Annotated in this window: 21 protein-coding genes; 4 read left to right on the top strand and 17 right to left on the bottom strand. The window is 38.2% G+C overall.

The features are described 5' to 3' along the window. Position 1 precedes the first annotated feature (1 nt). The 3 genes from JW794_01170 to JW794_01160 are packed head-to-tail and all read right to left on the bottom strand — an operon-like array spanning position 2 to position 2630. Entirely contained in the window at positions 2-1252 is a 1251-nt protein-coding gene (locus JW794_01170; protein MBN2016737.1) for an ABC transporter permease, read from the bottom strand. After that, positions 1239-1940 carry an ABC transporter ATP-binding protein gene (locus tag JW794_01165; protein ID MBN2016736.1) on the bottom strand — a complete coding sequence of 234 codons (702 nt, stop codon included), beginning with the start codon at positions 1938-1940 and terminating at the stop codon, positions 1239-1241. Before JW794_01165 ends, JW794_01170 begins: the two co-directional genes overlap by 14 nt. Positions 1941-1949: 9 nt before the next feature. Beyond that, complete coding sequence (locus JW794_01160) at positions 1950-2630, bottom strand: TetR/AcrR family transcriptional regulator (GenBank protein ID MBN2016735.1); 681 nt, start codon at positions 2628-2630, stop codon at positions 1950-1952. Between the two features lie 143 nt (positions 2631-2773). On the opposite strand from JW794_01160, the gene JW794_01155 reads away from it, so the two are divergent. After that, on the top strand, positions 2774-3979 hold the full coding sequence (locus JW794_01155; protein ID MBN2016734.1) for a hypothetical protein: 1206 nt from the start codon (positions 2774-2776) through the stop codon (positions 3977-3979). A gap of 67 nt (positions 3980-4046) precedes the next feature. Continuing rightward, positions 4047-5219, top strand: coding sequence for a hypothetical protein (locus tag JW794_01150; protein ID MBN2016733.1), 1173 nt, complete (start codon positions 4047-4049; stop codon positions 5217-5219). Here JW794_01150 and JW794_01145 read toward each other — a convergent pair whose 3' ends face one another. The 6 genes from JW794_01145 to JW794_01120 all read right to left on the bottom strand — a co-directional run bounded on the left by JW794_01145 (position 5220) and on the right by JW794_01120 (position 10958). Further along, complete coding sequence (locus tag JW794_01145; GenBank protein ID MBN2016732.1) at positions 5220-5798, bottom strand: NAD(P)H-dependent oxidoreductase; 579 nt, start codon at positions 5796-5798, stop codon at positions 5220-5222. It lies immediately after the preceding gene. Positions 5799-5822: 24 nt separating this feature from the next. Then, positions 5823-6197, bottom strand: a complete 375-nt coding sequence (locus JW794_01140) for a hypothetical protein (GenBank protein MBN2016731.1) — start codon at positions 6195-6197, stop codon at positions 5823-5825. Positions 6198-6290: 93 nt separating this feature from the next. Then, entirely contained in the window at positions 6291-7586 is a 1296-nt protein-coding gene (locus tag JW794_01135) for a TldD/PmbA family protein (protein MBN2016730.1), read from the bottom strand. Then, a complete protein-coding gene (locus JW794_01130; GenBank protein MBN2016729.1) occupies positions 7586-8965 on the bottom strand; it encodes a TldD/PmbA family protein in 1380 nt (459 codons plus the stop codon). The genes JW794_01135 and JW794_01130 overlap by 1 nt, the downstream gene beginning before the upstream one ends. A 9-nt stretch (positions 8966-8974) precedes the next feature. Next, a complete protein-coding gene (locus JW794_01125) occupies positions 8975-10216 on the bottom strand; it encodes an ABC transporter permease (protein ID MBN2016728.1) in 1242 nt (413 codons plus the stop codon). After that, complete coding sequence (locus tag JW794_01120) at positions 10209-10958, bottom strand: ABC transporter ATP-binding protein (GenBank protein ID MBN2016727.1); 750 nt, start codon at positions 10956-10958, stop codon at positions 10209-10211. Before JW794_01120 ends, JW794_01125 begins: the two co-directional genes overlap by 8 nt. Positions 10959-11250: 292 nt before the next feature. Here JW794_01120 and JW794_01115 point away from each other — a divergent pair, with 292 nt between their 5' ends. Next, entirely contained in the window at positions 11251-12150 is a 900-nt protein-coding gene (locus JW794_01115) for a cache domain-containing protein (protein ID MBN2016726.1), read from the top strand. A 67-nt stretch (positions 12151-12217) separates the two neighbouring features. On the opposite strand, the gene JW794_01110 is transcribed toward JW794_01115, so the two are convergent. Genes JW794_01110 through JW794_01100 form a run of 3 tightly spaced genes read right to left on the bottom strand, consistent with a single transcriptional unit; the run spans position 12218 to position 19213 of the window. Further along, positions 12218-17371, bottom strand: a complete 5154-nt coding sequence (locus JW794_01110; GenBank protein ID MBN2016725.1) for a T9SS type A sorting domain-containing protein — start codon at positions 17369-17371, stop codon at positions 12218-12220. Next, on the bottom strand, positions 17368-17844 hold the full coding sequence (locus JW794_01105) for a PTS sugar transporter subunit IIA (GenBank protein ID MBN2016724.1): 477 nt from the start codon (positions 17842-17844) through the stop codon (positions 17368-17370). Before JW794_01105 ends, JW794_01110 begins: the two co-directional genes overlap by 4 nt. Positions 17845-17848: 4 nt before the next feature. Next, on the bottom strand, positions 17849-19213 hold the full coding sequence (locus JW794_01100) for a phosphomannomutase/phosphoglucomutase (GenBank protein ID MBN2016723.1): 1365 nt from the start codon (positions 19211-19213) through the stop codon (positions 17849-17851). A 188-nt stretch (positions 19214-19401) separates the two neighbouring features. Here JW794_01100 and JW794_01095 point away from each other — a divergent pair, with 188 nt between their 5' ends. Further along, entirely contained in the window at positions 19402-20061 is a 660-nt protein-coding gene (locus tag JW794_01095) for a GPP34 family phosphoprotein (GenBank protein MBN2016722.1), read from the top strand. Between the two features lie 76 nt (positions 20062-20137). Here JW794_01095 and JW794_01090 read toward each other — a convergent pair whose 3' ends face one another. From JW794_01090 to JW794_01070, 5 genes are all read right to left on the bottom strand, one after another. Then, a complete protein-coding gene (locus JW794_01090) occupies positions 20138-20461 on the bottom strand; it encodes a hypothetical protein (GenBank protein MBN2016721.1) in 324 nt (107 codons plus the stop codon). A 12-nt stretch (positions 20462-20473) separates the two neighbouring features. Continuing rightward, a complete protein-coding gene (locus JW794_01085; protein MBN2016720.1) occupies positions 20474-21037 on the bottom strand; it encodes a GNAT family N-acetyltransferase in 564 nt (187 codons plus the stop codon). Continuing rightward, entirely contained in the window at positions 21034-21543 is a 510-nt protein-coding gene (locus JW794_01080) for a hypothetical protein (GenBank protein MBN2016719.1), read from the bottom strand. Before JW794_01080 ends, JW794_01085 begins: the two co-directional genes overlap by 4 nt. A gap of 21 nt (positions 21544-21564) precedes the next feature. After that, a complete protein-coding gene (rnhA, locus tag JW794_01075; GenBank protein MBN2016718.1) occupies positions 21565-22023 on the bottom strand; it encodes a ribonuclease HI in 459 nt (152 codons plus the stop codon). 118 nt (positions 22024-22141) lie between these two features. Further along, the gene (locus JW794_01070; protein MBN2016717.1) at positions 22142-23617 is read right to left on the bottom strand and encodes a T9SS type A sorting domain-containing protein; all 1476 of its coding nucleotides are present in this window, start codon (positions 23615-23617) and stop codon (positions 22142-22144) included. Positions 23618-23626: the final 9 nt, after the last annotated feature.

The following is a 23626-nucleotide window of genomic DNA, read 5'->3' as shown; positions in this document are numbered from 1 at the left end:
CTTACACGAAACGCAGCGCTTTAGTCACTTCCATTCGCGAAGCCATTCTTGAAGGAAGGTAACTTGCAGCAAGTGCAACGACAAGACCAAAACAGAATGCAAAGACGATGGCACCAATATTCCATTCACCGTAAAGAACTCCCCAATAAGGTATGCCGCTGCTCTGGAAACCAGCAAATTTATCCAATGGAAAACCTACAATTACAAGATACAGATTCACACCACATCCAAGAGTAACACCCATGATGCTTCCAAAAAATCCAATGATCAATCCTTCCCACAGGAAGAGTTTAACGATCTCTTTTCTTTCAAATCCCTGCGCCCGAAGCACACCGATCTCCCGGATGCGCTCGTAAACACTCATGAGAACTGAATTGAAAATGCCGACCGCAGCGATTGCCAGGATGATCAGCATAATGATAGATCCAAAAACTTGTTTCTGCTCTGTGATTCCGAGAAACGCCTGTGCCATTTCCTCAAAGGTTTCGATGTGAAGTTCAGGATACGATTGCTGAAGCGTCGTTGCAAGATCGTTCACATCATTTGTAAACCGATCAAAGTTAACTCGTCTCTCAACTGCAACATCCACTTCAGTAACAAGATTTTCAAGATCAAGAAAGTCATTTGCGGTTTGGTAGCTGATCAAAGCAGTATTGAGATTGATATTGGGGTCAGTTGTACCAAGCAAACCGGTAATATAGAACTCATCAGCATTACGGCTGTCGAATTTGGTAAGAGCATAGAGTGTTATGTAGTCACCGGCTTCAACGCCCATTTCCTCTGCCAGGTCTTTTCCGAGTACGATCTCATTATCCTGCTCGTTCGAAAGAAATTCCCCAATAATGTATTTGTCAAAACCAAAAACTGTCATATCTGTATCAACATTGATGACCTGCCCCATTACCGGCATGATGTCTTCCCAATTCGAGAGTTGTCCGAGAAATTGCGTTCGCGGTGTCACTCCAATGACATCCGATTGATCTTTTATAAATGAAATCAGCATATCTGCATTTGTAATTCCATATTTTAGGGGAAGTGCTTCCTTTTCTTCATGATACTTTTCTGTTGAAATCTTTATTGAAGCAGTACTGAGATCAATGAGATTATCGATATTTGCCCGATTCATACCGGTCATAACTGAATTCATCAAAATATAGATAGCAAGTCCGACAGCGATCACAAGGGCAGAAAGAAAGGTGCGTCTCTTGTTCCTGCGAACATTGCGCCATGCGATCTTATTAAGCGTTGCCATGATTCTTCCTTTCGTCTTTTGCTATCATGCCGTCTCTAAGGATTATGACTCGCTTTGCATGTTTCTCCACCAACCGGTCATGAGTTGAGAAAATGAAAGTGGTATGTATCTCCTCATTCATTTTCTGCATAACGGATATGATATCTTCGGACATTTCAGAATCGAGATTTGCTGTGGGTTCATCTGCTAGTACTACAAGCGGATTTTTCACCAATGCACGTGCAATTGCAACGCGTTGCTCTTGACCGCCCGAAAGTTCGCGTGGGAATCGATCAGCCATATCTTCGAGTCCAACGATCTCGATGATCTTCATCGCTTTGTCCTGGATCTCTTTTTTGCTGAACTTCTTTTCGATGATGAGCGGAAGTTCCACGTTCTCCCGAGTCGTCAATACAGGTATCAGGTTATAGGATTGAAAGATGAATGAGATATTTTCTTTTCGGTAATAGGTCTTTTCTTTATCAGAAAGTGTTGTCAGATCATTTCCATTGTACAGCACTCTTCCATCTGTTGGTGTATCGATACACCCTATGATATTAAGCAACGTTGATTTCCCGCTTCCGGATGGACCGACTATCGAAAGGAAATCTCCTTTTTCAATAATCAGATCGACTCCACGGAGTGCAGGAATGATCTGCTCCCCTTTTGTGTAATTTTTAGTTACGCCTTGTAATTCGAGTAATGGCATTTAAACCTCCTATGTGGTAAAAAAATCTCGAACCTGCTGTTCGTTCGCAAGTGAAAGTGTGCCTTTTTCAGCACCGATCATTCGTTCTATCACGCTTTCGAAACCTTTGAGATGATTAATGAAAACATCAACTTCTACACGTCCTTCTTCGATATCGATGATCGTTTTGGTTAAATATCTATTCAAGTAACCTGAAAGACCTATAATGTATATCGCAACTTCGTCGGGATACTCACAGTTAAAGCAATTCTGCAGAACACCTTCTTTGATTATTGTTGATAGTACAGGAGAAAGAAAATCAATGGATCGTGCCACCATCTTCTGATGGAGAATGACATTCTCGTCTCGTGTCATCACCTTGAGCAAGTCTATCATGAATTCTCTTCTTTCAAATTTGATCTGCCCAATAGCCTTGAAAACCATATTGAATTTTTGTATAGGTGTTAAATCTGAATTCAGAAGAATTGGCTGAACAGCATCCTTCATCTGGAAGATTAATCGCTCGACCACAGCATCGAGGAGCTCATATTTTGATTTAAAATAATGATATATTGTTCCCTTAGCAATACCGATTTCATCGATGATCTGGTTGATAGAAGTTTTATCAAAACCCTGTGTGTAGAACAGGTTCTGAGCTACGTCGAGGATCTCGTTCTTTCGAGCTTCATGTTTCTTAACGATTCGAGCCATTATACTCCTTGATTTATATTCGACCGACCGTCGGTCACTTTTTTAGAACATGAATTTTATTTGTCAAATATTTTTATTCTTGACACAAAATCATAACAATTATTTAAATTTTTTTATATATTAAAATTCCCTAGGAGGACAACATGAAAACTAAATTTGTAAACCTTGTTTTCCATTCAATTCCCTTAAAAATAATTATAGCAATACTGATTATTCTATCGTTTCTATACGTTCTTTCCTGTGAAAAAGTAACGAAATATCTTACTGATGACAAAATCAGTGGGAAATACGCTTTCACATTAACCGGAATAAATAGTTATCAGGATACCACAATGATCAAAGGAAAACGCGGTACCGAGTATCCGGAATATAGTACAACCTACGATGATGTTTATCTATATGAAGATGGTGAAGGTAATATTGTCGGTAATTGTAAAATCTGGAAAATACAAGGCACTAGAGACGGTCAGGATGTGGAATTGGATCTTTATATTCATCCGCAGGGAACTTTAAATTTGGATGAATCTATTGATAATATGCAGAAATTTACGACAATGAACTTAACTATAGATGATTTCGGAAACCTGGAAGGTGATGGGATGTACTATCCTTATGAATATTATCCGGAAATCGAGAATGAGACCTATTCTGTTTCTGCGAATAAAATCGAAGAACTCTCTTCCTTTGAAGAAATTAATACTCGTTTTTGTTTTTGTGATGTTATCTCAAGCATATCCTCTTTTCTGATATCATGTCTTACTGATGGAATTTTCAGACCTATCGGTAATTGCTATCTCCATAAAGATGGAGGAGGATATTATATTTTCGGACACGAAGGACCTGGCAGTATCTTGCCAGCTTATACTCAAACCGTTTATTTTCCATTTGAGTGGTCCTGGTGCAAAGTGAGAGCATATCATTTCGAGATAAGTCTTGAGGGAGAAACTCTTACTTATGAAGTTTTGAAAACTACTATGGAAGCATTGGATAAAAAACTAGAAAATTTCACATCTGAATTGGGATTTGATAATTTACAAGCTCTTTTCGATGCAATGGATGATTTTTACAACGAATTTGGAGGATTTGCAATTAGTACCGCTTATGACACTCATACTCATAATCTTTCAATTTACGTAAATCAAGATTCTAAACGAAATGAAGAAGCAAAACATCATATATTCATTCAAACTATTGCCGATGCTTTCAATCCACATGTTGGTAATGTTTATATATATTCTGGTCATCATATTCATGACTCGTGGCATTTGAGACGAAGCGATTTCGGTGTGTGTAATTCTCAGCTTCTTATAATGTATCTTATTGGAACTAATAAAGTAAATTACGATTAATAATAAATCCATTTCGTAAGATAACATGAACACAAAACTAACAGATAAGTTTTTACATTCCTCTTCCTTGAAAATAGTACTTTTTATTATAGTAACTTCTCTAATATTAACTATCCTCTCCTGCGAAAAAGTTACTAAATATCTTACTGATGATAAACTCAATGGTAAGTACACTTTTACGTTAACTGGGCTGGAAAGTTACCAAGACAAAACTTTGATCAAAGGTATGCGCGGAACAGACTTTCCTGAATATAGTACATCTTATGAAGATTTTTATCTCTACGAGGATGATGATGGAAATCTAACCGGTAACTGCAAGATCTGGAAACTGAGTGGTGAAAGAAATGATAATGAGATTGTGCTCAATCTGTATATTAATCCTCAAGGAACAATTTATAACGATCCCCCTATCGACAGTATGCATCTTTTTTCAACAATGAATCTTACCGTAAATGATTTTGGAAATCTCGAAGGTGAAGGATATTATCATGCATACGAATACTATCCAGAGATCGTTAATGAAACCTTCAGTGTTGTAGCAAATAAGATCAATGACCTGAAACAAATAGAAGATGAATCAGGTTGCACTAAATTTTCATTTTGTGATATTATTAAGGACATAGATTCTTTCCTCATCAAGCATTGGTTACACAACAAGTTCCGTCGCATGCATAGTTGTGATCTTCATAAAAATGGAGGTGGCTATTATGTATTTGGAAATGAAGGACCTGGTGAATACTATTCACTCGCTACAGTCTCTGCATATTTTCCATGGGAATATTCCTGGTGTAAGGTGAGAAGATACCATTTCACCATTGAAATGAAAGATGAGTTCATAAGTTATGATGACCTTAGAATAAAGGTTCAGGATCTCGATAATTCAATAGATGGTTTTGCAAAAGGACTTGGATTTGAGAGTATCGATGAATTATTACAACTGATGGATGGTTTTCATCAGAATTTTGGTGGTTTTGCCTTCGCTGCTATGGATGATTCTCATACTCATAATTCATCACTGTATGTATTTCATACAGAAGGGAGTAACGACGCTGCAAAAGATCATGAATTTACTCAAAAAATAAAAAAATCGATGGAATCGAATTCTAGCGGTGTTTGGTTATATGCATCAACTGGAGATATAAGTGACCATTGGCATCTGAGAAGAAGCCAAATTGGTGTATGTAATTCAATACTTTCAATGGCATATTTATTTGGGACACACAAGGTTAATTTTGATTAATTATAAATTCGTAAAATAATCTAAAATCCTATCGAGCATTCCTTCCCGTTTTATTTGTGAGATTGATAATACTTCTGAGAACTCAATCCACTTAACTGGTTTAATACCACACAGCTTCAAGCTGCCATTTATCACAGTGTGCTTTATAGGTGCTTTTCCTATGAGATTATAGAAAATTTTCGGGCTATTCATTGTTGAAATAACAGTCGCGGATTTTCCTTTCAGCTTCCCTTGGGGCCATTTTCCCTTGAAGTCATATGTTTGTTTTTTTAACAATACTTTATCAAAGAAACCTTTCAGGATTGCAGGCACACCTCCCCACCAGATCGGAAAGATAAACACAAGATGGTCAGCTGCTTTAATTTTTGTGAGATACTCCCCCACCATGGGATCGAGATACTCACCCTCAGGATATTTTTCCAACTCTTCACGGGTTAGAACGGGATTGAATCCCTCTCCATTCAGATCAATAAGCTCATACTGATGACCAGCATGGTTTAGCCCTTCGATCGTATTGGTAAGTATCGCTTTATTAAAGCTTCCTTCATAAGGATGCGCATAAATAATCAGTACATTCATTATACTCCTAGATGTGTAAAGTTGCTACGAAATTCGAGATAAATAACTTACTCCAATTTGAGATCGGATAGCTTCAAGAAGTCTGTCTGGCTCATCGGTACCGATGCGGAAAACTCTTCCGTTGTTTAGTTTAAGTTCTATGGCATCAAATCCCGCAACATTCCACATTTGACCACCCGGAATGAGTCTGATGCCAAATCCGTAGAACCATTTATTTCTTACTTTTTCGGCAGATTGAATCATTCTTAGGTAGATAATTTTCCTAATAAGACCATACCCAAAAGCAACTTTTACCTTTTCCTGATCGATATTCACAGTTAATGAATTGAAGAGATACAGCGCACAGATCATGAGGACCATAACCACAGCTCCAATCCAGTTGAATCCATACATATACATAAGAAAGAGCATGAACAGCAGTACAAAGATGATGATATACATCAATATTTTACTCCGTTGGGTATGCTGATATGAAATCATAGCTTACTCCTTTTATTTTCCTGAAACAGTGATCCCCTTCACCTGCATCCAGGGGTACATGGCACTCCCATAATCGATTCTTTCTTTCGATATATTTACAATATTTTGGATTATCTCTGCAATGTTTCCAGAAACCATGGTTTCAGCAACCGGTTTTTCTATTTTTCCATTTTCGATCACATAACTGTTCTTGGCAACTCCGGAAAAATCTCCATTATCACTCGGATTGCCCCCGGAAAATCTGCATAACAATAATCCTTTATCAATTGATGAAACCATCTCATTAAATGATGCAGTGCCAGGTTCGAGAATGTAGCACCCACCGCTGTTTACTGCTTTGGGTTTTCCCGTTTTTTTGGCACCATATTGTGACAGAAGAAATGATCGAAGTATCCCTTTATCAATAATCGTCATGTTTTGTGCTTCATAACCATCAGTCGTGAAGAAATAATTCTTTGCCATTTCCGGCGATCGGGGTGATGAATGAAGGGTGAACATCTCATGTGCAATCTTCTCATTCAGTTTATCCTTATAGATGGAGCTTCCGGATATAAGAGAATAATCTGATAAATACGCGGTAATATAATGGATAAATGATGAAAGACAGTCCGGAGTAATAATCACATCACAAACCATTTTGCCCGGAAAAGCCGAAGTATGTATCTGCTCACCGGACTGTTTGAGAAGCGCATCGACAGAAGCAAACTCATGCAGAGATTTGTCGATCTCTTTCATTGAGCATCCCGAATAATTGAACGATGATGCCTTCTCGCCTTCTTTTGATGTGAACATAACCGAAAATGAATAGACACCTCTGTTTCCTGCAAAATCAACACCATTTGAGTTTTGGATAAGTATATTCGATTGCGTAAAATCGATGATCGCCTGTTCTATTACTGTTTTCGGATAGTGGTCTTTTTCATACAGAACAAAATCATGCAAACGGTCATACATAAGATCGAGGTCCGGATTTTCTCTTCCTGCAGTGAATTCTTTCGGAGGCTGTTTTTCTGCAATATCATTTGCAGTATCTGGCAGGGAGGACTGAGCAAGTTCGATCACCTGGTCAACTGCTTTATCTATTGATTCGGTATCTTTTTTATTGAGTTTGAGAACGCCTTTTTGATCATTGATAATTGCCTTAAGCATAAGACTGGTATCGAAGGTCGTTCTCAAGAGGGTCATCTCTCCGGCATCGACATTGAGTTCGTGTTTTTTATTGAATTTGAGATAGCACTGAGCTTTCTGAGCACCTTTTGCCATCATGCGGTCGATACAATATTTAACGAGTTCTCTATCAGTTTTCATTATTTACCTCCAATGTTCACTTTGCATTTTACTGCTGGACCACCCATACCAACAGGAATGAGCTGTTTTTTTCCGCACATGCCGCCACATGACCAGACCATATCATCAGAGATCATAGAGATAGTTTTGAGCATATCAAATGCTACACCAGAGATGGTTGTATCCTTTAAAGCACGACCGAGTTTACCATTTTTGATCTCATACCCTTTAACAATACCGAACATGAATTCACTGGTTGAATCTGCTTGTCCGTTCGAAGCCTGCATAAGATAATATCCATCATCGATCGATGCGATCATATCTTGGAGTTTATCTTTACCTGGGACTATTGCAGTATTTCTCATACGTATGATCGGTTCATCAGAATAGGTATATGCACGAGCATTGCCATTCGGTTTCACGCCAAAGTGCTGAGCACTTTCTTTATTATGCATAAATGTTTTTAAGATACCGTTCTCAATAAGGACTGCATCCTCTGCCTTCGTTCCTTCATCATCAACAAAAACAGGAATTGGACACATCTGCCCCAGAGCAGTATTAGCAAAATCGACCATTGTCAGGTTTGGATTCGCTACCTGTTTATTCAGATAATCTGCTGCAACAGAACCACCGAGAACAATATCAGCTTCCACGGTATGCCCGATTGCTTCATGTGAGAGAATTCCTGCAAGATCAGGGGCAAAGATACAATCTGCAACACCTGCTTTTGCATACACTCCTTCAGATTTTTTCTTCAAATGATCATACTGGATCTGTAATTTCTCGAAGATATCATCTGGTTTATCAAAAATATCTTCAAACTGCCCGAATCCACCATGAACTTCATACAACTCGAAAGGTTGACCATCTTTGACCAAACTCATTACAATATAAATGATCGACCTCGGTATCATAGAATACGAATGGGAACCTTCAGACGTTAGTAATGCTTTTTCCATTTCAAGACATCTATACATTGTCGTTCTTGCAGTCAGATCGCTATACGTTTTTCCGATATGATCATCCACTTCTTTCAGAAAATCGATCATCTCTTTCTGCGTTTTTCTCTGCTTATCGGTCATGAAATCTTTCTCAGCAGTACCGATCGTTTTGGGAAGGGGTTCTTTATTTTTGCGTTCCCTATCGTTAAGGTACAACGCATTTTCTGTAGCTGCTTGTATAACATCTTTTACGGTTTCATCAGAAATTGTCGGGTTTGATGAAAATCCCCAAACGCCTTTTTTGTAGACACGAGCAGAAACACCACTTTCAGAACTCTTATTGTTGCCCATGATGTCACCATTGACAACCGATATTGAACAATTCCTGTTTTCCTGAACACGTAGTTCGGTATATTCAGAAAATAATTTGTTATATTTTGATATATTTTTCTCGATCATGAAAACTCCTCAAATCCTAAATAATATCTTTTCATTTTTGAACATTTTGAGCATGAAATAAATAAGTATTCCAGCAAATATCAAGCTCGAAATTGCAGCGATAAAAACATCACCCCATGTAGATGCTTTGATGAATATGGATTTCATTGCTACGACTGTGTTGATAATTGGAGCATAATGCATCCAAACGGGTACTGTCTCTCCCATCGAACTCGAACCGATACTCAGTATCAGTACAAGCATATATAACGGCATAACTAATCCGGCAGCTTCTTTTGAATTACGGGCATAGGTTGCACAGATCAAAACCAAAGAGACAAGTAAAATTGCGACTGGTATGAGCAGTACAGCCAGTTGTAATATCTGTCCGGCACCAAGAACGAAATCAGACATTTCTGCAGATGAACGGAACAGATCTTTCAAGAAATATCTTCCAGCAATCATCAAACCAACAACAGAACTCAGAGCACTTGCAAATGATGCACATACAACTGCCAGCAGTTTCCCGAGAATGATCGATGCCCGGCCAACCTGGTTTACGAGTAAAATTGCAAGTGTACCGCGTTCCTTTTCACCAGAGACCGTATCGATACCTACCTGCATTGAACTTACAAAAAGGTATAGAATGATGATGAAAGGAAGCAGAACTCCAAATGCTTTTCCAACCTCACTTCCCTTTTTTGCAAGATTTACTTCTGTGGGTTCAATGGTTCGATTTGCAGTAACTGGTGTAAGTATCTCAGTAGGAATATTAAGTGTTTCCAGTCTCACAATAATAAGAGAATCTGCCAGAGAAGCTATTGCATCCTGTGTCCTGCGATAGAAATAGCTGGAATAATCAGACGCTCCATTGTAATATATGTGGATATCAAAAGGCTGAATCGCATCAAAAGCAAAGTCCATGTCATCAGGAAAAGTAATAAGCAGTTGTGCCTCTTTCTCTGTAATAAGGTCTTTAGCGAACTGAATATCCGATTCGGAAATCTCATTGATCTTTGCATTGATCTGTTCATCGATTATACTTACAAACTCCTGGTAAATCGGTGACTCTTTCTGCTCTAATGGAACAATAAAAATCGAGCCATGATACGTTCGTATATCCTTTGAACGAGACTGGCTGATTTTGCCCATAACTGTGTATAAAAGCGGAAGCATGAGCAGTGGAAGAACAACCATAAAGAATACTGTTCTCTTATCTGTAAAAAGCCGTTTAAGCTCTTTCTTCATAATGATATAGGCATCACTAAACATCCTGCACCTCCAGATACTTAAAGAACACATCTTCGAGATTACGTGCTTTGTTCTCAGTTATGATCTCCTGAAGCGTTCCATCTTCTTTTATCAAGCCATCGATGAGGATCCCGATCTTATCGCAGATCTGTTCAGCTACACTCATAATATGAGTGGATATCAGCACAGTCTTTCCTTCTTTAGCATATTTGATGAGGAAATCAGTAACATTTTTTGCTGTGATGACATCCAAACCATTAGTCGGCTCATCAAAAATAATGACATCAGGATTATGAATAAGACTGATTGCAATCGATGTTTTCTGTTTCATGCCGGTAGAGAGCTTATCGATCTTCTTATACCTGAACTCCTCCATGTGCAGCTCTTTTACAAGAACTTCTTTCCGTTCTGCTATTGCTTCGGGAGTCATCTTGTTCAAGCGACCAAAATAATCCATCATATAATCCGGTGTAAAGAAGCCGTCGAGTTTCATATCACTCGTCAAAAAACCAATGATCGATCGGACTCTCTTATCGTCCTTCTGTACGTCATAATCATTCACTGTAATTGTACCTGACGTTGGCTTAATGAGTGTCGATATACACCGTAGTGTGGTTGTCTTACCGGCACCGTTTGGACCGAGTAAACCATAGATCTCACCCGGTTTGCATACAAAGCTGATACCCTTAAGAGCTTCCTTGTACGAGACTGATCCCTTCTTTTTGTTTTCAAAGACCTTTTTCAGGTCATGAATAATGATCATCAGACCTCCTGTTGGATAATATTCATTTATTGTAAAGGAGCAAATGCTTCAATTTTGCGTCAAGGAAAAACAATATCCAATACTCAATATCCAATGACCAATGAAGAAGTGGCTGAACATGTTCAGCCATCACAAAATATTATTTTTTGAGTCACAAGTTTTCCATTGAATCTGTCATAACATAAATATCATTTTAGCCAATCGAAAATAGTAAGATATATAAATATTGACGGATAATATCTTGAATTCCCTAATTTCTGAGAATTATCAAAATATAAAGCTAGGAGCAAAAATGAAAAAACAAAAGAACTTCATACAGTTTATACGATCATTTTGTATTTTAATAAGTATTCTCATTTTTAGTGTTGCGTTGTATGCTCAAGATGCAGAATATCAGTATGAAGAAACACAACAGTTAGTACAGCTCGTGAATGATGCCGCTGCATTGATCGAAGAAAAAGGCGAAGATGCATTTACCGATTTTGCAGTACAGGATTCCAAATGGCGTCACGATGATAAGTACATCTTCACTATCGATCCTGAAGGAATGGTATATGCTCATGCGAATGCTGCGTTAGTCGGCACCAATGTAATGGAACTAACTGACGTAAATGGAAAACCTTTTATCAAATGGTTTATTCGCGAAGTAGCAAACGGTGACAGCGCAGGATGGTCGTATTATTTATGGAAGGTTCCCGGTCAGGATGAAGATCAATACGATCCAACCTGGAAAACAACCTATGTTTGTTCAGCAGTCGCACCTTCTGGAATAAAATACATTGTCGGATGCGGTCTTTACAACATGAAAATGGAACGAGCATTTGTTGTGGATCAAGTGAACGAAGCAGCTGATATGATTGAAGGAGAAGGTATAGCAGCTTTTGATGAATTAAGAGATCCAACTTCCGAATTTATTTTCAACGATAATTATGTTTTTGTCCTCGATAATGAAGGAACATTGCTCGTGCATCCTGAACTTGATGGAACAAATCTTTATGATACTCAGGATGAAGAAGGTAAATATTTCATACGAGAAATGATTGAAGTTGGAAATGAAAAGGGATGCGGATGGGTAGATTATTTTTGGAATAAACCCGGTGAAGACAAGGTATCAGAAAAATCATCATATATAAAACAGGTAGAAGTTGATGGTGAAACTCTTATCGTTGGTGTGGGTGTGTATTTGGATTAAACATATTCTTTTGATATAATAGGGGCTGAATATATTCAGCCCCTATAAATATAATTGTTGCTATTCTTTATCTCATCAAAATGAGTTTTTTTACTTCTCTTTTGTTCCCTGCATTTAATACATAGAAATATATTCCGTTTGCTACTTCTCTGTTTTGATAATTTTTACCATCCCAGCTTGTCGTGTGAAGTCCAGCTGCTTTTTCTTCATCGAGTACAGTGGCAACCTTCTGTCCTTTGATATTATAGATTTCAATTGAACATTGCTCCAACTGAGGTACGTAAAAGCTTATCTGAGTTTGAGCCTTAAACGGATTTGGGAAACTTTTTAACAGGAATGCTGTTGTCTGGTCAGGGATTTGAGGATCGATATCATAAATTGGTGACCCATATTCATAGCATCCCATATCGACGATTGCTTCACCAATGCCAGAGCCATCCCAAATCCTCATATGTGCATCAAGATCGGTTTCTGCTTGCACAAAACTATTATTACCCGTATCGATACAAGGAGAGAGTTCATTAAGATGATAATTCTGTGATGAAATGTTTTGAAATAATGGATCTTGTGATATATTGCCTGTCCCGGTCCATGGAGTCGTCATATCTGAAAATGCTATATTTATCTTTGTTGAGTCAACAGCCCATATATTGAGTGGATGATTGTCCCATAATATCGTATTGTATATCGACATCCCGCGAGTACCGAGATGACTGATCCCACCAGCCTGAGTATTCACGCTATTATTCGCAATCGTAGAATTTATTACTGCAACAATACAATCATTTACATACAATGCGCCACCTTTTGACTGAATGTTTGTACTCGAATTTTCATAAAAGAGACTGTTATCTATCATGACCAAGCAACCGCCTACAATGTAACATCCTGCACCGATGGTCGCATCATTAAAACCAAATTCACAATGCGTAATATCTACAGAAGAATCCTCGAATTTGATCGCACCACCGCTTGCCGATTCATTATACATGAAAGAGCATGAATCGATCAAAACGTCTTGGCAATCTTCGGTTTGCAAAGCTCCTCCGCTAATAACAGATTCGCATTCGCTGAAATGGGATTTTTTTATCTGCATTGCATATACGTCTTTTGTGAGGATTGCACCACCTTCACCCGGAGTTAGAGCACTGCATTGATTAAAATCACAAGAATTGATATCAAGGGTATTGATGACATTCATATAGAGTGCTCCTCCTGAATCGTCATTACTCTGACACGATGAGAACTCATTATTATGCAATGCAACTTGTTCGAGAAGTTCAATATATACTGCGCCCCCATTGTCAGCATTGCAATTTTCAAATATACAATTTTCAATCTGCAGTGATGTCCCGCCCACAGACCACATCGCACCTCCATCCAAATCTGAAGAGCATTCATCAAAATAACAATCCAAAATTGTTACTGAACCGTTCGTGCTGAGCGCTCCACCGTAGCTGCTGTGTGAGCATGAAGAGAAGGTCAAACCTGCAATCGTGATACCTTCTTTAAAACCGCACATGAATGCCGTCTGAGCATCTCCCCCATCGATGATACAGTTTTCATATCCGTTTTCTGAACAAATTGTGATATTATTGTTTGGAATGACCAGATCTGTATTCAGTACACCGCCATATATTCCATCTGCTACAATAATACTATCACCAGCATTAAGTGCATCAAATGCTTCTGAAAGGTTTGTGAAATCACCGGTCCCATCTTGATTAACATATACTGTCTTTGTCGTATCCGGTCGAACGTGAATAAAATCTGCTTTCATTGTCGAGGAATATATTCCAAACTGATCGGAAACCTGTAATGTTATCGCAAAAAGTCCATCTTCGTTGAAGACATGTTGAGGGTTCATTTCATTCGAAAACTCACCATCACCGAAATCCCAATTCCACGAAGTTATTGGACCGGTTTCTGTATAAGTATGATCGTAGAAATTAACTGTTACCGGCTCTTTACCATAGAATTTATCTGCAATGAAATCAACATGTATAGGACAGTCATCCGTATATACAATAACATCATCGACATACACACCCTCAGCAACATCTTCATCATCGCTTATGAACTTAAAACGGATTTTAGATTCGGTTCCTGGAGGAATATTTGAAAGATCATAGATATATTCGAGCCATCCATTTTTTGTCGTGAGCACAGGCAGCGCTCCCCCGCTTCCAATGAAATCAAGAATAATCCAATCTGTGCCGTTAAATATCTCAACGTAAAATCCATCCACACCGTAATTTGTAAATTCATTCCAGCTCCAGAATGATAGTGCAGGACTGGTTCCGATCGTAAAAGGTATGGATTCGAGTGTTTCGTCGACATCATCGGGATAATAGACAGAATCTTCGATCCCGCAATACCAGCTATAGGTGCCTGAAACTGATTTCCGTTCTGTAAGATGCCAGAGGTCTTCGATCCCCCAATGTGTCCATTTATCATCTCCGGATTCCACATCATCGGAGAATCCTGTTTCCCCAATTGTGAGGGTAAATGAATCGACACATGTAAATCCCAGACTATCTATAAACGCGAGTTCTATATCTGCAAATTCAGGTGGAATGCAAGAACTGTTTATCATTAATGTAACTGTGCTTTCTGTACACTGTCCTGCAGGCACATCGCCAACATCCCAGATGCAATAGGGTATATTCACACACGGGCTATTCGAGGAAAGAGAAAGTTGTGTATCGAATGATTGAGAAAGTCCTGTGTTTTTTACGATAAGCTCGATATCAATCTGCTCACTCGGTTCTGGAATATTGTTTCCATTTCCATTAACTGAATCATCAACCTGATGATAAATATATTCAAATATCGGCATTGCACCTGTTATTGGTAACGTACCAACCCATAGTGCTTTAGAGTTGTCAGAGATAGTATATGAAAGTTCTACAACCTCTTCATTCTCAATATCTGATGATACAGTAAAGGAAAAAATATTTTCCTGGAATAGTGCTGTTTTAGGATCGATATGCGCGATCGAATGGGTATTATCTATAAAAGTAATAAGATCACTATTCGATTGCAAAATACATTCAAGGTTATCAGCAGGCATCTGCCCGAAGTTATGAAAACCTGCATCCACCGAGATTGTTGCACCAGGTACAACATAACCGTCAATAGAATTGTTGGTAGTATAGGAATCTATCAGAACATACGGCTGGTCTGAAATAATTTTTATTGTATCCTGATAGGGCAAGAAATTCTGTGCAGTTACTGTCAATAGAAGGTCATCAAGAATAGTACCGGTTGTAATTGTAAGATTTACACTTCCTTGCAGATTTGTGTAACCGGTCTGATAGACATCATCGCCCTGCATGAAACACACAAGCGCATTGTGCATAGGTTGAACTCCGTCATACACACTAACCTGTACATCGCAGGTGCCAATCGTAACACTATCAGGATAGGTTACTGTCAGTATCTCAGGCACATCAGTCCAGATATTCATCTCCGGTTCACCGAGGAGATTAATCTCATACTCACACCAGCGGAACACATTCTCATTCCTCGAAAATGGTACATAAACAGACTTTGCAAGTCCCATGGTCATACCAATATTCTGGATCCCTTCCTGGAAAAGTTGTTTAAAGAACTCCTGATCGAAGGTATCAGAATAACCATAAAGGGGATTTCCCGGGCTTCCCCATCCATACCTCGAATTACCAATAAAAGCAACTCCACCACCATTTGGATTATTTATCCAATGTTCTGCTATACAATTATAATCAAACGCAGCAGGCCAGCACCCTATCGTGTACCAGATCGAGAAGGCAGGTGAATTTATAAGATTGTCCATAGTACTATTACTTAGTGAACCATTTCCGAGAGACATCGATCCATACCATGCATGACCACAATGATTTACAATATGCTGACCTGCATTAAGACTATCTACGACAATATCATGTGATGTATTCCCAAGTGATTGATATAATTTTGTTATAGAATCGAACTGATCCGGTACATAGGCATTATCAATAAAATTTTTGCTGACTCCGGAATCGGTATATGGATCGTTCCATAATACTTGGGCAAGGAACATCATGTCGGTCTGATATCCAACAGGAGGATTTTTTTCATAGGTCAATATTTTATCTACAAATGCTGTTGCTTCTATCGTTGTTTCAACCGATGCCCGACCTACGAACACATCAGGATACATATCGACATTATCCTCAAGCTCTCCCCATATATCGTTTCCATTATCATTCCATGTGCCATCAAGGTCGGAAAAATAGAGATCACAGGGAAGAAAGTTATCCGAGTAAGAGCTGTACTCGCAGTCAAAGGCAAAGGCAACCCGATACGGCACGTAATTCGTATCTCCACCAAGCAACACCCATATCGTGCCATGATTTTGATAATAATCTTTTATAAAATTTCTCACCTTTTCAGCAGTATCAACTCCATCATAGTTGCTAAAAATGTACGTGGTGTTCACAAGCAAGGTTCGCATTCCCTTTTGGGTTTTCCAGTCAGCTAATGGTTGGAATTGATCGACGAAATCATCATTGGTTATGATCACATATTCATACACTTCATCTCTTAATCCTTTGTGCACAATCTCTGGTTCACATACATCTTTTGGATTGAACACAAGTTTGCTGATCTCGTTGTTTAGATATTGCTGGCTTGCATCACTTCTCTTATTGATCTCGATACCTTTATTTTTCATTTCTGTCAATTCATATTCTATCTCTATTTCTTGTATGAATACAAGCTCCTTCGTTATTGGATTATATTGGAAAGGACTAACGAGTAATGAGCCCAGATGAAATCCGGATAGAAATCCTGATTTTGTCTGCCGAACTATTTCAGCAGGATATGAACTGCTTTTTCCATAAATTAAAGGATCGGTTTGAACAAATTCCACAGGTGAATCATCTGAAAGTACTTTTGGTTTTTGCACTGGATAAATAGTGAATTTCCCGTTAACTTTTTGAGACTCGGCATTCATGATCTTTACATCACCAATCTGTTGGTTTTGGGGCAGTGAGAGTGTAATTATCTTCAAAGGAAGTTGAGGATGACCCGGAATGTTTGTAAAGATATAATCATTGTTAAGAGGTGGATTTACAATGTCATACGCACCTTGTTTTTCAAAGGAAAAATCATCGATTGAGAATGTGAGAGTAATCTTTTCCGCAAACAGGTACGTTGAGAATAAAACGATCGTAACAAATAACATTATTTTTTTCATGAGACCTCCTCATGTTGTTTAAAAAGTGTAATTATGTCTTTTGGTTTTACTGCATTCATGAGTTCATTGCTGAAATTTCCAGCGCTCATCATTTGTGATATTTTCATAAGAAATGTTGAGTAGATTTGTTTCTGATCAGCAGGTATCGCAAGCATAAAAATAATATTCACAAGCTTACCATCGAGTGAGTCATAATCTATTCCTTGATGCGTTGCAAAGATCAGGTGAAGAGAACAAGCATTCTGAGCAATTGCATGTGGGATTGCGATGTGTTTGCCGATACCGGTTGAAAGGTCCTGTTCCCTTTTTAATATATGATGATAAAATTCTTCTCTATTAACATCATCATACACTTCCGCCATACGATTGCAAAGGAATTTAAGAAGTATTTTTTTATCTGTAATATCAATATTCAGAATTATTGCTCGGGGATCAAGCAGGTCTGAAACCAAGATTTCATGTAACGCGGTCATGGTATCAGGAAGCAGCTTTGATGAACTCCTTGACTTTTCTCATGATCATATCCTTGATCTCAGCAAGGCGCTCTTCCGATGTGCTCTCAAATCTGAGGACGAGAACCGGTTGCGTATTCGATGCCCGAACGAGTGCCCATCCATCCTCAAAAGTAATACGCATACCATCGATATCGTTTATATCGCATCGCTTCTTTTCAAAGTAATGCTTTACATCTTCAACGATCTTAAATTTCTTCTCATCAGGGCAGTCGATCCTTATCTCAGGAGTATTGAATACGGGCGGAACATCAGACAAAAGCTGGCTGAGATGCTTATCTGTTTGAGACAGGATCTCGAGCAATCGTCCACCAGCATAAATCGCGTCATCAAAACCAAAATATTTATCAGCAAAGAACATATGTCCGCTCATCTCGCCACCGAGAAGTGCTTGTTCTTCGCGCATTTTTTCTTTTATCAGCGAGTGCCCGGTTTTCCACATGATTGGATTGCCGCCGTTGTTCTTAATGTCATCATATAAGTTTTTAGACGACTTAACCTCGGAAATGATCGTTGCACCTGGATGTTCTTTAAGAAGTGATCTGGAGAATATCATCAGAAGTTGATCTCCAAAAACAATTTCTCCATTTTCATCGACAGCACCGATGCGGTCAGAATCACCATCGAACCCAATACCAAGATCGGCTTTTTCCTCAATAACCTTATGGATAAGCTCTTCAATATTTGCTTTCACGGTTGGATCTGGGTGATGATTCGGAAACGTACCGTCCATTTCTTCAAAAAGTGAAATGACCTTGCATCCTAAACGTCGATAAATATCCGGTGCAACAGGACCAGCAGTTCCATTACCTGAATCCACAATGACTTTGATAGGTTTATCAACGATAAGGTGTTCCACAACATAATCTTGGTAATCCTGGATGATCCTATCGTAATGTTCGACAGATCCTTCTCCTGAAATATAGACACTCTCATCAATTATCTCTCTGATCTTTTGAATTTCCTTCCCATAAATAGAGAAGGTGCCGACACAAAGTTTGAATCCGTTGAAATCAGGAGGATTATGACTTCCGGTTACCATGATCCCTGCATCAGTCTGTAATTTTTCGATTGCATAATACAGAACAGGTGTTGGCACAGTGCCAACATCGATCACTTTGCAACCGGTCTCCATCAAAGCATTACTCAGTATCGCTCTGAATCTGTTCGAACTCAATCTGCAGTCACCACCGAGTGCTACGGTTTTCAGGTTCATTTCATGCAAATAGCTTCCAAAACTTAATCCGATATTTTCTACTGCAGTATCTGTCAGATCTTTATCTACAATACCACGTATGTCATACTCTCTGAATATTTGCGGATTAATCATCGTTCCTCCAACACAAAGACATTTCTATTTCCATATCGGCAATATATGATGGACAGTACCAATTTATGTCAAAGTATTTGTTTTTTTGATTGTACAAAATACTCAAAAATTCATAGAGAAAAAATTTAATTGACGAGAATTTTTTAGATTATATGAATCGTAAGTAAATAAAATATGGAGATTTGAGGATGTTAAGTTTTGCAGAAGAATTGATTTTACTTTCCCTTGATGACAGGAAGGGTACGTTTCTTCCTATGTCACTCATGTCTTTTGAGAGTGCGCTTGCAGGATCCATTTTGATGGAACTTGCTCTTTCTAATAAGATTGATACAGACCTTGAACACCTTATCCTCATCGATGATACCCCAACTGGCGACCCGATCTATGATGATATCCTTCATATGATCAAGGAACATCCTGATGATAAAAATGCATTGTATTGGGTAAAAGAAATCCGAAATAGATACAGCAATTTGCGAGAAGTTCTCACGCAGCGTCTTGTTGATAAAGGATTTCTCGAAGAAAAAAAGAGGAAAATTCTCGGACTCTTCCCTCAAAAACGTTATCCTGTTTTAAATGATTCAGAAGAGATTTCGATCAGGCAGCGCATTCGCCAGATCGTTCTATCTGATGAAATTCCCGAACCAAAGGATATTGTTATTATCTCGTTGATAAAGTCATGCGGATTGACCGATCAGATATTTTCTTCAAAAGAAATCAAGCAAGCTTCAGAAAGAATATATCAGATATCAAAGATGGATTTGATCGGGCAATCAGTTTCCAAAGCAATTAATGAGCTGCAGGCAATGATAAATTCTGCGGTTAGTTTCGGGGTGATAAGGGCATAGTATATATCATCAGTGATTTATAGCTTTACCGCAGAGTTAACAGAGAAAGGAATTATAATATACAAAAGAAATATAATCAATTCCCCTTTTTCTTTAACTCCTCCTTGCCTTTTTCTATAATATCTTCGCCTGCTTCTTTTCCTTTTTCAAGAAGATCTTTACCTGCTTCCTTACCTTTTTCGAGTAGTTCCTTTCCGTGCTCGATCCAACCCTCTTTATTGGTGGGGATATCTTTGCCGGTGAAGAAAAGATAACCGACATAAATAAGCGCAATCACGACCAGAACAATGAGCAATTTGAACATCTTCTTGATGATAGCAAAGATGATTATTATCCCAAGAATACCAAGGATCAACCATAAGATCGGATTCGCATTAAGGTATGCAATGATATTTTCAATCATGAAAAACTCCTATATTTTTTTCTTTCTTTTCTTTTCCCAATCAGATCGTGTCAATCTGTAAATGTATAGATGGACATCTTTTGTATAGTGCTTCATATGCTCAGGAAAATGATAGGTCTCTTCCCTGATTCTTTTTGCCCCCACCTTTTCCTGCATTTTCTGTGAAGCAATATTTTCCTTGTTCGGTGATGCTTGCAACGCGATACAATCTGTATGTGTAAAGAGATAATCAACAAGCGCCTGCTTGACTTCTACACCAAATCCTTTATCCCAAAATTCCGGCCGTAATTTCACATCAGTATGAGCTTCTCCTTCTTCATCAGCCAGACCAAGTTTGCATTCACCAATCGGCTTATCAGATTCTTTGTCGATAATCAAAAGCGTTTTATCATACTCATTGTCATCAGCTCGAGCAATTTGTGCAATGATATCCTCTCTGCGGATCATCAATCCCTTTGGAAAACCTACATTGGTCATTACGCGAGGATCATTCCAAAGCTGGAAGTAAAAATTTACATCCTCATCCTTAGTCGTAGGCTTTCGGATATTAAGACGTTCTGTTTCAAAGATCATTTTTTACCACAAATGTCCAGATCACCCCATTCGGTATTTTTGATCGCTCCAACAATGACGAGTTTATTCTCAAATGTCCATGCTAAAATCTGGAATCCTTCTCCACTTTGCCAGCACCATTCATCAAATGGTAGATGGTAGGTGATCGAGGGTTCGCCATACAAAGATTCAGTATAAGATTCAACATCGACATCATCCTGGAATATAAAGATCATCTCATATAAAGGCTGCGAAGAAATGTTTGCATCAAAATAATAGATGATAGATTGGAAAAGTTCATTATCAACGATCTCTTCATACTGAATTCGAAAAGATATGCCTTGCTCAACGATCATCTTATCGATATCTCTTACCTCTTCGAAATCCTCAAGCGGCATGCCAAGATAAACATTCTGCACGTATTCAGGAAGAAGATTTGTCTGGAAGCGCTCTGGGGACGAGGTTTTAAACATGCTGCAAGATACCAGAACGATCATAAGAAGGTTAAGAATATATACTTTCTTCATACATACTCCTTGTTAATACATTTATTGTATACGTTTTTTTATTTCTAATTTTGCCAAACGGTCGCATTCCTCATTTTCAGGATGACCATCATGACCTTTTACCCATTGCCAGTAAATGGTGTGCTTCTGGTTGATCATATCCAGTTTCCGCCACAGTTCCTGGTTCTTGACTGCTTTTTTCTGCGAATTTTTCCAGTTCTTCTCTTTCCAGCTAGGAAGCCACTCGGACATGCCTTTTACAAGATAACTGGAATCCGAATACAATGCAACGATACAGGGCTCTTTTAATTGTTCAAGCGCCCTGATCGCACAGGTAAGCTCCATGATATTGTTTGTGGTTTCTAGAGAAAAACCGGTCAATACTTTTCTTTTGCCTTTATACAGAAGTATTGCAGCCCATCCGCCCGGACCGGGATTTCCTTTGCATGAACCGTCGCAGTAAATGACAACTTCTTTTCGATCGACCTGTTCTTTTTTCATTACCTGTTTGTAGATATTATCTCAGTCCGGTTGTCAAGTTTATGATTTTTTCTTAGAGAATCGCACACGGATTAACACGGATTATGCAGATTAACGCTGATAAATATGTTAAACTTTCTTACTGTATTACGACCAACTTTTTTACTTTGATTAATTCTCCGGCTTCAACTTTATAAAAATACACACCTGATTTTAAGGTGTCAGTATGATAAATGACCGAATGTTTACCTTTGATTTGATATTCATTAATAAATGTTGAGATCAGCTGTCCTTTGATATTGTAAATGCTGATTTTCACATGGGAATTCTGTTTGAGGAAATATTGTATTGTAGTTGCATTTTTTGTTGGATTGGGGGAATTCCAAATAATATTCGAGTTATATTCCGGTTCATCTATCGAAGCTGGTTGATGATAGTGATAAGCTCCCATATCAGCAATTGTCCCGTCTGGGTCTAAGGGTGAGTTTGGATCACCAGCATCAATACAGGGAGAACCTTCAGTAAGATGAAAATTTCCATCATATGGGTTAACAAACAGGGGATCTTCAATAATATTATGACAACTATCGCAGGAAGTTCCATTTATGTTATTTCCCCAGGTTGTATCACCTATCCCTGGGGGACAATCAATGAAATTCTGAGTATTATCATACACTTCATTATATTCTATTTTGGGCACGTTCCCTATTCCTGACCAATAAATACCGTCATCTGAATTATTACAACAAATATTATTATCGAATATTATATATCCATTGATTAAAACTCCCCCACCTTTTGCCGAATGATTACTTACAATAGTATTATTTAGTATTATCATTGAGCTATCCTGATAATTAATACAGTACATTCCTCCCCCTGAATTACTCATCTCAAATTGATGTATAGTACTGTTTCCCTTAATTAAATTATTTTTAATTTGTGAAGATGAATTTAAGACATTCAGTCCTGCACCTGATGCAAAACACTCAAGATCAGAAGCAGTTATTTCATTGTTAATAATATCGTTATTTTCAATAATAGGTGCTCCATAAAGAATACATAAACCAGCTCCCTCACCAAATCCTGGCATTCCACTGCAAAATATATTATTAGAAGTTATAAGATTATCTCTTATTATTGATGAAGAGTGATAACAATATATTCCAGCGCCAGACCCACCACCCATCAAAGGACTTATTAAATTTTCTTTAATAATATTGTTCATTATTTTGGGTGAAGAATATCGACAATAAAAACCCGAACCACAGTTTGAGAATCCATTCTTCATTGTAAATCCATCAATAACATCAGTCGTATCTTGATTTGTGGAATCAAAATAAAATGCCCTTCCATCATCTTCACAATCAATGATGCAATTTTCTGGACCATTTTGGGATTTGACAATTATGTGCTTTTCATCCCCATCCCAGGTCAAATTCTTGTTATTCATTCCTGTATAAACTCCATCTGCTACCAAAACAGTGTCCCCATCTTCAGCACTATTAATACCCTCCTGTATCGTTGCATAATCATCAGGTATATTAATGATAGCTGCATTAAGCATTCCCATAAAAAGGAATGCAATCGTCAGCAAGAAAACTATCTTTCTCATTGTATTTCT

It is taken from the genome of Candidatus Cloacimonadota bacterium (assembly GCA_016932035.1).
GTDB lineage: Bacteria > Cloacimonadota > Cloacimonadia > JGIOTU-2 > JGIOTU-2 > Celaenobacter.
The sequence above is the reverse complement of the archived record's forward strand: the minus strand, read 5'-3'. Positions and strand labels throughout refer to the sequence as shown.

Excerpts from the sequence above, each read along its gene's own strand:
- JW794_01170 (MBN2016737.1), bottom strand. The coding sequence starts at position 1,252 with ATGGCAACGCTTAATAAGATCGCATGGCGCAATGTTCGCAGGAACAAG.
- JW794_01165 (MBN2016736.1), bottom strand. The coding sequence starts at position 1,940 with ATGCCATTACTCGAATTACAAGGCGTAACTAAAAATTACACAAAAGGG.
- JW794_01160 (MBN2016735.1), bottom strand. The coding sequence starts at position 2,630 with ATGGCTCGAATCGTTAAGAAACATGAAGCTCGAAAGAACGAGATCCTC.
- JW794_01155 (MBN2016734.1), top strand. The coding sequence starts at position 2,774 with ATGAAAACTAAATTTGTAAACCTTGTTTTCCATTCAATTCCCTTAAAA.
- JW794_01145 (MBN2016732.1), bottom strand. The coding sequence starts at position 5,798 with ATGAATGTACTGATTATTTATGCGCATCCTTATGAAGGAAGCTTTAAT.
- JW794_01140 (MBN2016731.1), bottom strand. The coding sequence starts at position 6,197 with ATGTATATGTATGGATTCAACTGGATTGGAGCTGTGGTTATGGTCCTC.
- JW794_01135 (MBN2016730.1), bottom strand. The coding sequence starts at position 7,586 with ATGAAAACTGATAGAGAACTCGTTAAATATTGTATCGACCGCATGATG.
- JW794_01130 (MBN2016729.1), bottom strand. The coding sequence starts at position 8,965 with ATGATCGAGAAAAATATATCAAAATATAACAAATTATTTTCTGAATAT.
- JW794_01125 (MBN2016728.1), bottom strand. The coding sequence starts at position 10,216 with ATGTTTAGTGATGCCTATATCATTATGAAGAAAGAGCTTAAACGGCTT.
- JW794_01120 (MBN2016727.1), bottom strand. The coding sequence starts at position 10,958 with ATGATCATTATTCATGACCTGAAAAAGGTCTTTGAAAACAAAAAGAAG.
- JW794_01115 (MBN2016726.1), top strand. The coding sequence starts at position 11,251 with ATGAAAAAACAAAAGAACTTCATACAGTTTATACGATCATTTTGTATT.
- JW794_01110 (MBN2016725.1), bottom strand. The coding sequence starts at position 17,371 with ATGAAAAAAATAATGTTATTTGTTACGATCGTTTTATTCTCAACGTAC.
- JW794_01105 (MBN2016724.1), bottom strand. The coding sequence starts at position 17,844 with ATGACCGCGTTACATGAAATCTTGGTTTCAGACCTGCTTGATCCCCGA.
- JW794_01100 (MBN2016723.1), bottom strand. The coding sequence starts at position 19,213 with ATGATTAATCCGCAAATATTCAGAGAGTATGACATACGTGGTATTGTA.
- JW794_01095 (MBN2016722.1), top strand. The coding sequence starts at position 19,402 with ATGTTAAGTTTTGCAGAAGAATTGATTTTACTTTCCCTTGATGACAGG.
- JW794_01085 (MBN2016720.1), bottom strand. The coding sequence starts at position 21,037 with ATGATCTTTGAAACAGAACGTCTTAATATCCGAAAGCCTACGACTAAG.
- JW794_01080 (MBN2016719.1), bottom strand. The coding sequence starts at position 21,543 with ATGAAGAAAGTATATATTCTTAACCTTCTTATGATCGTTCTGGTATCT.
- rnhA (MBN2016718.1), bottom strand. The coding sequence starts at position 22,023 with ATGAAAAAAGAACAGGTCGATCGAAAAGAAGTTGTCATTTACTGCGAC.
- JW794_01070 (MBN2016717.1), bottom strand. The coding sequence starts at position 23,617 with ATGAGAAAGATAGTTTTCTTGCTGACGATTGCATTCCTTTTTATGGGA.